The sequence below is a fragment of the Roseicyclus sp. genome (genome assembly GCF_052168335.1).
GTDB lineage: Bacteria > Pseudomonadota > Alphaproteobacteria > Rhodobacterales > Rhodobacteraceae > Roseibacterium.
Map to the genome: position 1 here is coordinate 1 of NZ_JBQLZP010000443.1, position 4016 is coordinate 4016.

The 4016-nt window shown below is 72.8% G+C and carries 3 protein-coding genes; 2 read left to right on the top strand and 1 reads right to left on the bottom strand.

All coding sequences use genetic code 11. The features are described from left to right. Nucleotides 1-216 precede the first annotated feature (216 nt). Together ACTS11_RS13520 and ACTS11_RS13525 are read left to right on the top strand one after the other, a co-directional pair. Complete coding sequence (locus tag ACTS11_RS13520) at nt 217-927, top strand: hypothetical protein (protein ID WP_442640830.1); 711 nt, start codon at nt 217-219, stop codon at nt 925-927. 7 nt (nt 928-934) lie between these two features. Then, complete coding sequence (locus ACTS11_RS13525) at nt 935-3133, top strand: CHASE2 domain-containing protein (protein ID WP_442640831.1); 2199 nt, start codon at nt 935-937, stop codon at nt 3131-3133. 2 nt (nt 3134-3135) lie between these two features. On the opposite strand, the gene ACTS11_RS13530 is transcribed toward ACTS11_RS13525, so the two are convergent. Continuing rightward, complete coding sequence (locus ACTS11_RS13530; protein WP_442640832.1) at nt 3136-3975, bottom strand: FecR family protein; 840 nt, start codon at nt 3973-3975, stop codon at nt 3136-3138. Between the last annotated feature and the right edge of the window lie 41 nt (nt 3976-4016).

Here is a 4016-nt window from a genome sequence, read left to right on the forward strand (position 1 = left end):
GTGGCTCCATGGCGGGGGATGGCACGCGAAGGCTGCCGCGCGGCGGGTCATCGGGGATTTGACATGGATGCGGGGTCGGGCAGATTTCATGAAAAGTTCACAGAACGCTGTCATCCGCGCGGGAGGGCGCGATTTCCTGCCTTGGGAATGCAGGCCGTAGGGGCTACGACGGTCCTTGTGCACAGTGAAACCGGGACGTCGGGACGGCCGGAAGACATGGAAGATCCGATCCTCATCAGCGCCATCCTCGTGGCGGGCCTCGTGTTCAAGTTCGCGGGCTTCGCCGTGCGCGACGAGCTGTTGCTGCGCGTTCTCGTCATGACCGGCCTCGGTTGCGACGCGCTCTTCTATGCCCTCAGGCCCGAGCCGGTGATCCAGTCGGTCTTCACCAACGGCCTGCTGATCGCCGTGAACCTCGCCTTCGTCGCCCTCATCCTGACCGAGCGGACGACCTGGGGCATGAGCGCCGAGGACCGTCGGCTCTACGCCCATTTCCGCACCCTCACGCCGGGCCAGTTCCGCCGCCTCGGGCGCCTGATGCGCCGCGAGACGGTGACGGCGGGCACGCCGCTCGCGCTCGAGGGCAAGCCGGTGGACGACCTCATGCTGGTCTTCTCGGACCGGATCGAGATCGAGAAGCAGGGCGCGGCCTTTCCCATCGCCGGGCCCGCCTTCGTCGGCGAGATCGCCTTTCTCACCGGCAATCCCTCGAGCGCGCGGGTGACGCTGCCCGAGGGCGGCACGGTCGTCCGCCTGCCGATGGGGCCGCTCAAGGCGCGGATGGCGCGCTCGCCCGCGCTCTCGAACGCGATGGTCGCGCTCTTCGGGCAGGAACTGGCGCGCAAGGTCGCCGACAGCGTGCCGATGGACCGCGCCGCGATGCCGCGTATCGGCGCGGTCGCCGACGGGGCGGAGCGCCGCGCGTGATTCGACCGTGCTCAAGCGGCTGACGCTCCTCCTCGGGCTCGTCGTCACGCTCCTGGCGCTGACGCTGGCCGTGCTGCGCCCGCCGATCCTCGAGCAGGCCCGCGACGCGGTCTTCGACGGCTACCAGAGGGCGGCCCCCCGCGCCTGGGATCCGGGCGCGCCCGTCCACATCGTCGACATCGACGAGGCGGCGCTCGACACCTACGGGCAATGGCCCTGGCCGCGGAGCTACATGGCCGCGATGACCGACCGGCTCTTCGAGCACGGCGCGGCGGCGGTCGGCTACGACGTCCTCTTCGCCGAGCCCGACCGCACCTCGCCCGAGCGGATCACCGAGAGCTGGACGCGCTTTCGCGACGGCATCCCGCCGGTCCTGCCCGACCTCGGCCTGCCGCCGCACGACCTCGTCTTCGCCGAGGCCATCGCCGGGCGGCCCGTGGTCCTGTCGGTGGCGGGCGGGCTGGAGGGCGAGACGCCCGTGCCGCTCGCGGGCATCGCCGTGACGGGCGCGCTGCCGCCGGGCCTGCCGAGCTATCCGGCGGCGGTCGTGAACCTGCCCGAGCTGACCGGCGCGGCGGCGGGCCTCGGCACGATCAGCCTCGGGCGGGCGGCGGACGGGGTCACGCGCAGCGTGCCGATGGCGAGCCTCGTGGGCGGCGCGCTCATGCCCTCGCTCTCGGCCGAGCTTCTGCGCGTGGCGCAGGGGGCGGGGGGGCACGTCCTGCGCACGACCGAGGGCTCGGGCGAGATGTCGGGGGGCACGGTCGCGGCGGTCGCCATGCGCACCGGCGCGCTGAGCTACCCGGTGGAGGCCGACGGCCGCTTCCGCATCCACTTCGCGGGGCACCAGCCGGGCCGGATCACGCCCGCCGCGCGCGTCCTCGAGGCGGAGGGCATCGACCCCGAACTCGCGGCGCGCGTCTCGGGGCGGATCGTCCTCGTCGGCTCCTCCGCGCAGGGTCTCTTCGACATCCGCACGACGCCGCTCGACCCGGCCATCGCGGGGGTCACGCTGCACGCAGAGGTGATCGAGCAGATCGTCGCGGGCGAGTTCCTGAGCCGGCCGGACTGGATGCTCGGGCTCGAGCTCCTGATCGTGGTGCTGGCCGGGCTCACGATCACCGCCATGCAGCTGCGCGAGCGCCCGGTTCTGGGCCTCGCCGCGGGGCTCGTCTTCGCCGCCGGGCCGGTCCTCGGCGGCATCCTCGCCTTCCAGCGGGCAGGCGTCCTCTTCGATCCGGTGATGCCGGTTCTGACCGCGCTCGCCGTGTTCCTGCCCGGCACGACGCTGGGCTTTCTCGCCAAGGAACGCGCGCGGCGCGTGATCCGCTCGCGCTTTGCCTATTTCCTGCCGCCGAGCCTCATCGGGCGGATCGAGGCCGACCCCGAGGCCGCGCTGACCCCCGGCGGGGCGGAGCGCGAGCTGACCGTCATGTTCGTCGACATGCGCGGCTTCTCGACCGTGACGGAGGGGATGCCGCCCGACCGCGTCGTGTCGCTGGTCAACACCTACCTCTCGGCGGTGGCCGACACGCTGGTCGCACACGGCGCCACCATCGACAAGTTCATGGGCGACGCCGTCATGGCCTTCTGGAACGCCCCCATAGCGCGCGCGGACCATGCCGCGGCGGGTCTGCGCGCCATCGCCTCCGTCGAGGAGGCCGCCGCCCGCGCCTCGGCCGAACTGGTGGCCAGGGGCCTGCCGGAGGTGCGGGTCGCCATCGGGATCGAGACGGGACCCGCCTTCGTCGGCCTCATGGGCTCGCGCGACCGGCTGAGCTACACCTGCATCGGGGACACGGTGACGCTCGCCGCCCGGCTCGAGGGGCTGACGCGGCAATACGGCGTGGGCAACTGCGTCGGACCGGCCGCGGCGGCGGCCTGCCCGCCGGGCCACCGCGCCGTGCCGCTCGACCTCATCGCGGCAAAGGGCTTCGCCCGCGCGGTCGAGGTCTCCGTCCTGCTGCCGGAGACGGGGCAGGGGGTGGACGAGTTCGCCGAACTCCTCGCCGCGGCACGCGCCGCCTATCTCGGGCGGCACTGGGAGGTGGCCGAAGGCGTCTTCTCGGACCTCGCGGCGCTCGACGTCGGGTTCTGCGACACGGTGCGGCTGGCCGAGCTCTATCTCGGGCGGATCGAGGGGTTCCGGCAGGAGCCGCCGTCCCCGGACTGGGACGGCGCGGCCGTGGCGACGGCGAAGCGCTAGGGCTAGCCTTCGGCGATCACCCCCTCGCCCTCTTCCTCCTCCTCTTCCTCCTCCTCGGGCGGCTCCTCGATCACCTCCTCGGGCGGGTCGCCGAGCGTGTCGATCAGCCCGATCAGCGTGTCCGCGTCGAAGTCGTCGTCGAAGACCTGGCCGTCGAAATCCTCGCCGTCGGGCGAGACCGGACCGCTGCCCGGAGGGGCCGCGCCCGGAATGCCCGAGCCGAAGTTGCCGCCGCCGACCGCGACCGGCCCACCGTCGATGAGGCCGAGGACGTAGGCGAGAAACTCCGGCGCCACGCGGCCCTGGTAGCCGTCCTCGGTCACGACGCCGCCGGGGCGGCTCGTGCAGCTCCGGCTGCCGCCCGAGGTCACGCAGAGCCGGTCGCCCGCGAGGAAGATCGCGATCGTCCGCCCGTTCGTGTGCAGGATCAGCGCCGAGGAGCCGCGAATGCCGATGGTCGAGCTCGGCGTGCGGATCACCGCGTCCTGCTGGCGCGCGAGCGTGCCGCCGATGAAGCGCAGCGCGCCCTCGGTCAGTTGCAGGCCGATCTCGCCCGCGCCCTGGTCGGGGTCGAAGACGAACCGGTCGAGCACGATCGTCGTGTTCGGGCCGAGCGACAGCGTCGTCTGGTCGAGGAACAGGAGCTGGCCGCGCCCGGAGGGCGAGCTCTGCACGGTCTCGTCCCGGATCAGGTTCGTGCCGAGGTCGAGCGTGCGCGTGGCGGAACCCGGCGGCGTGCCGCGCAGCGTCGGCTCGCGCGAGGCGACGGTGCCGATCTCCTGTGCGGCGGCGGGAATCGCGAGGGCGAGGGCCAGGGCGGCGATGGAGGTGCTGCGCAGCATGTGAGAACTCCCACCCGAGCCGCATGGAGAGGATCGTCTCG

Bases quoted from the DNA above. Each gene is read 5' to 3' on its own strand.
- ACTS11_RS13520 (WP_442640830.1), top strand. From the start codon at position 217: ATGGAAGATCCGATCCTCATCAGCGCCATCCTCGTGGCGGGCCTCGTG.
- ACTS11_RS13530 (WP_442640832.1), bottom strand. From the start codon at position 3,975: ATGCTGCGCAGCACCTCCATCGCCGCCCTGGCCCTCGCCCTCGCGATT.